Here is a 4,753-nt window from a genome sequence, read left to right on the forward strand (position 1 = left end):
CGCCAGACGCTCTTTGTGCGGTATTGCCTTATGTAAAATCCCGATCAAACGTCAGACTGACCTGACAGGTTTTGTCCATGCGGGACAGTTCGCCGGAAATCATATCCAACAATTCATCATTGGTATAGGTACAATCAAAAGGTACCAGTATGTCAAAAATCAAACGATTGGTGTTTTCGCCGGACACCAGCCGAAAATCGTGCAGGCTCAAATTCTGATGCAGTTCGGCAATCACCTGTTCTGCCATGTGCCGATAGTGGTTGACAGCGGCGTTGTCCACCTCCACAGGATCCATGTGGATCGTCATCAGAATGTGCAGCTTTTCCTCGATTTCCCGTTCGATCAAGTCCACAACTTCATGCACCGCAACAAAATCAGAGTCGCTCCGCACTTCCACATGACAGCTTCCCATAGTCCGACCCGGACCGTAATTGTGCAGGATCAGATCATGCACACCAATGATTTTTTCATGTGCCAGCACCAGTTCTTTCAGCTTCTGCACCGTTTCCACATCTGCCGGCTTTCCCAGAAGATCGCCGACCGTATCCCGAATGATGTCGAAAGCCGTTTTCAGAATGAACAGAGAAACTGCCGTACCCATAATACCGTCCACCGGCAGCGTTGTCACCAACGACAGCAGCAGTGCCAGAATGGTCGCTCCGGTAGCTGCCACATCGCTGCGGCTGTCCTTCGCCGTGGCGATCATCACCGTGGACTGTATCCGTTTCCCCAGTTTGGTGTTGAACCACGCCATCCAAAGCTTGACTCCAATTGACAGAACCAGCACCGCCAGCGTCAGCCAGCGGAACTGCACCGCGTCCGGACGAATGATCTTTTCCACAGAATTCCGCAGCAGTTCAAACCCCATAAGGGCGATCATCACAGCAATGACCAGTGAAGTCAGGTACTCCATTCTGCCGTGCCCAAAGGGGTGTCCCTTGTCTGCCGGCTTTGCCGCCAGTTTATAGCCAAACAGGGTAATCAAACAGCTGGCACAGTCTGACAGGTTATTGAACGCATCAGAAACAATGGCGATCGAGTGGGAAAGCGTACCCATGACATATTTCAGGACAAACAACAGAATATTGCAGCAAATTCCCACCACACTGCTGCATGTCCCGTATGCCTTTCTCACATTCGGGTCTTCTACCTGTTCATAATTAGAAATGCACCGCTTCAAAAAACGCTCCAGTAGCATATGATCCTCTCCTAGTGAAAACATTCTGATTATTATAGCACATTCCACACAAAATGTCAATGATGTGAAAAAATACACGGTTTTGCACTGAATCGCCTGAGATTTGAAAAATTGATAGTTCCGTCTTTTTTGCATTTTTTTGTAAAGCAAACGATGCAGGATGTCGAATCGTGTCGTATTCTGTCGAATCCGAAACTTTTTTTCCAAAAAAAGTCTGGATTTCCATTGATTTTTTCCGCACCATATGTTATAATTATAATAAATTCTATATAGTTCAATCATTTCATTATAAGAGCAAAAATAGAATAGTCGCATTTCCGATTTGTAAAAAACATGTAATTACACAAGAAAACGACGTATAGGCAAACTGACCGTGCGTAAAGCCGACAGGCAGACATTCGTGCGGCATTGCCTGCAACACACATTGTCAAATTCAGAGATTCCATAAGCAACACTGCACAGAGCCGCCATGCGGGATCCTGTACAGTATTGCACACAGAACAGGAGGTCTATCCAATCACATGGTTCCAATGAAAATTGCTATTGCAGACGATGAACTGTATGTCTGTCAGCAGATTCGAGAATGCCTTTTGCAATACAGTACACAAAAAAACGTGGACATGGATGCACCGGACATTTACACCGACTGCCGCACGCTGTACAACACCGATCTGAGTGGCAAACGCTATGATGTTGTTTTTATGGACATTGACTTTTCCGGTGAAAACAACATCGCCAGACTTTTCTCTGACAGCTATGCTGTACGGGAACGGTGCTCTGACGGACTGGCACTGGGCACGTACTTGCGACACATACTGGGACATCAGAATTTTGACATTATATATGTGACATCTCATGAAAATTATGCCATCCATGCCATTCCTATTCGTCCGGCAGCATTTGTGCAAAAGCCGGTCACTTTTCAGAAAATTGCCCGTGCTCTGGACGATATGCTGTATTATCGGGACATTTCCCGCCGCATCTTCAAATGTACCAGCAACAAATCTCTGGTGCATGTGCAGGTGTCCCATATTCGCTATCTGAACAGCTGCGGAAGAAAGGTGTATCTGCAAACTACGGATTCCCGCATCTCCTTTTACGGAAAGCTGTCAGAAGTACAGCAGGAGCCCTGCTTCAGTTCATTTATCCAGATCCACAAGTCCTATCTGGTCAATCCGGACTATATCGACCATATTTCCTCCAACACCGTCTTTTTGCAGGGCAGTTCTCATGAACAGCTCCCTATTAGCAGAGCCTATCAGCCGCTGGTAGAGCAGTGGCTCATGAAGGGCTAAGTGCCATGAAACAGTATATCACGATCATTTCTAATATTTTCCACATTTACGCAGTCTATCAGTTTTCTCAACTGCTGTTTCAAAAGGACCCCAGCCGGAAACGGACAGAGATCCTGGCGTATATCGGATATTTTTTGCTGAACAGCGGCTGTTTTATCTTGTTTCACAATATTGTGATAAATGTTCTCAGCAATATTCTCCTGTTTTTCTGCATTACCCTGCTCTATCCGACCACATGGGCACACCGGATCCTTGCAACTGTTTCCATTTATATCATCAGCATGGCAGCAGATATTCTCTGTACCACGATCTCGATCTGGTGCGAGTATACCCTGTTCTTCACCAGCGGATTCGCTGCCTCACTTCTCATGCTGATCATTGCACGCATGAGCCTGCACTTTCATCTGTACAAAAGCGATGTCATTCCGCGGCTAAACATATTTTATGTTTTTACCGCCATTTTCATTCCCTTGGGCAGTATCCTTCTGGCACACTACATTGCCCGCACACTTTCATGGCGTTCCTTGGTGGCTGCCATTGTCCTTCTGCTGATCAATGTCAGTGTCTTTTCCCTCTATGACCGCATGATTCACCTGATGCAGGAGCGTCACACCGCACTGCTGATTGAAAAGCAAAACAAAGCCTATCAGCAACAGCTGCAATTCATGCAGAAGAGCCAGATGCGGCTGCGGTTTTTACGGCATGACATGAAAAACCACTTATTCCAGATCAAGCATTTTCTGGAAACCAACGACATGAAGGGAATGTACACGTATATCAACGATCTGGAGGATAATCTGGATCTGACCCAGAGCATCACCTACACCCAGCATGAAGCCATCAACAGTATTCTGAACTACAAGCTTCTGCCGCTGCGGACAGACGGCGTTGCACTGGAAGTAGACGTACAGCTGCCGGATCAGCTGACATATCCCATTTTTGATTTGAATGTACTGCTGGGCAACTTGCTGGACAATGCCATTGAAGCCACTGCATTGGTGACTCCGAAAGAAAATCAAAAAATCACACTGAAAATGAAAGAACGGTTCGGTGCCCTGCAACTACAGGTCGGAAACCGTTTCAACAGCAATATTGTACCTAAAAACGGCACACACAAGTCGGACAAGATCAACCACGGACTAGGACTGAAAAGCGTACAGGAAATCGTTCGGCGACATCACGGGAAAATGTGGATCGTTCCGGAAAAAGACTGGTTCGAGATCAATATCATCCTATATGATTCTAATCCGGAAAAACTGCAAGGTTCCGGAAAGTCTATATAAAAAGCAACACCGCATAACTATTTATGCGGTGTTGTTTTTCGTTTTTCACTGCACGATTCGCAGTTTTTCCTCAAAGGAATCGTGCAGCAGCAGCTTCTGGTATTTTTTCGGTGTCAGACCGGTATAGGCTTTGAAGTCATGCACAAAGTGCGACTGATCAAAATATCCCAGATCTGCGGCAATTTCCGTTAAAGAACGCCCCTTGTGCTGATTCTGGTTCAGGGCAGAAACCGCCGCCTGAAACCGTACAATTTTGGCAAGCTGCTTCGGACTCAGACCCGTTTCATTGCGGAAGCAGCGGTCAATATACCGTGCAGTATAACCGGTGTCCTCTGCCAGCTGTTCAATGGAAATGCTGCCGGCAGAGCGGATCAGCAGGTTGAATGAATGGAGCACCAGCAGGTTGCTGTGTTCCATGGGACAGGCACGACGATAAATGTTCATGTAGGAACGCATGAATGCCCGAATCTGTTTGCGGAAATCGGTTGTGCCGCAGATTCCCTCCAGCATGCGGCGATCCTGAATCAACTCGTCCAGCGGGATCTGATGATTCACCAGCTGGGACATGATCTCCGAACTTCCCAGAACCGGATTGTACCCCGGCAAAAACCGCACGCCGAAATAGCAGGTATCGGAGTGCAGCAGAACTGCCTGCGGAGCCAGAACAGTGCCGCAGATCTCTGCGTAAGGCTGCTTAGGATCACAGCAAAATACCATGTCCACACAGCCGTCCGGTACAGCATAGCGGGGTTCCGTTCCCGTAAAGCACTGATAAAAGTGCACAATGCCGTACCGATTTAAAATAAACTTTGCGTATGCTCTCGATGATGTCACAAAAAATGGTTGCTTGGGTGTCATATAAATCTGTTGTTCCATTGCGGTCCACTTCCCATTTTTCGGGCAGACTTGACAGGCGTGCCTTGTGCAGGACTGCCCTTGCTTCTTCAAGGCAATACCGCACAAAGATTGTGCGACAG

General features: G+C 47.1%; 4 protein-coding genes. 2 read left to right on the forward strand and 2 right to left on the reverse strand.

Features of this window, described 5'->3' with window-relative positions:
- Positions 1 to 28: 28 nt before the first annotated feature.
- The gene (locus RUMCAL_RS13710; protein WP_040648366.1) at positions 29 to 1,198 is read right to left on the reverse strand and encodes a cation diffusion facilitator family transporter; all 1,170 of its coding nucleotides are present in this window, start codon (positions 1,196 to 1,198) and stop codon (positions 29 to 31) included.
- A 521-nt stretch (positions 1,199 to 1,719) separates the two neighbouring features.
- Between RUMCAL_RS13710 and RUMCAL_RS13715 the strand changes: the two genes are divergently transcribed.
- Positions 1,720 to 2,493: a LytR/AlgR family response regulator transcription factor gene (locus RUMCAL_RS13715; RefSeq protein ID WP_021683609.1), complete on the forward strand. Its 774-nt coding sequence runs from the start codon at positions 1,720 to 1,722 to the stop codon at positions 2,491 to 2,493.
- Positions 2,494 to 2,498: 5 nt separating this feature from the next.
- Entirely contained in the window at positions 2,499 to 3,776 is a 1,278-nt protein-coding gene (locus RUMCAL_RS13720; RefSeq protein ID WP_021683610.1) for a sensor histidine kinase, read from the forward strand.
- 45 nt (positions 3,777 to 3,821) lie between these two features.
- Here RUMCAL_RS13720 and RUMCAL_RS13725 read toward each other — a convergent pair whose 3' ends face one another.
- The gene (locus RUMCAL_RS13725) at positions 3,822 to 4,652 is read right to left on the reverse strand and encodes an AraC family transcriptional regulator (protein ID WP_040648370.1); all 831 of its coding nucleotides are present in this window, start codon (positions 4,650 to 4,652) and stop codon (positions 3,822 to 3,824) included.
- Positions 4,653 to 4,753 lie beyond the last annotated feature (101 nt).

It is taken from the genome of Ruminococcus callidus ATCC 27760 (assembly GCF_000468015.1).
Taxonomy (GTDB): domain Bacteria; phylum Bacillota; class Clostridia; order Oscillospirales; family Ruminococcaceae; genus Ruminococcus_C; species Ruminococcus_C callidus.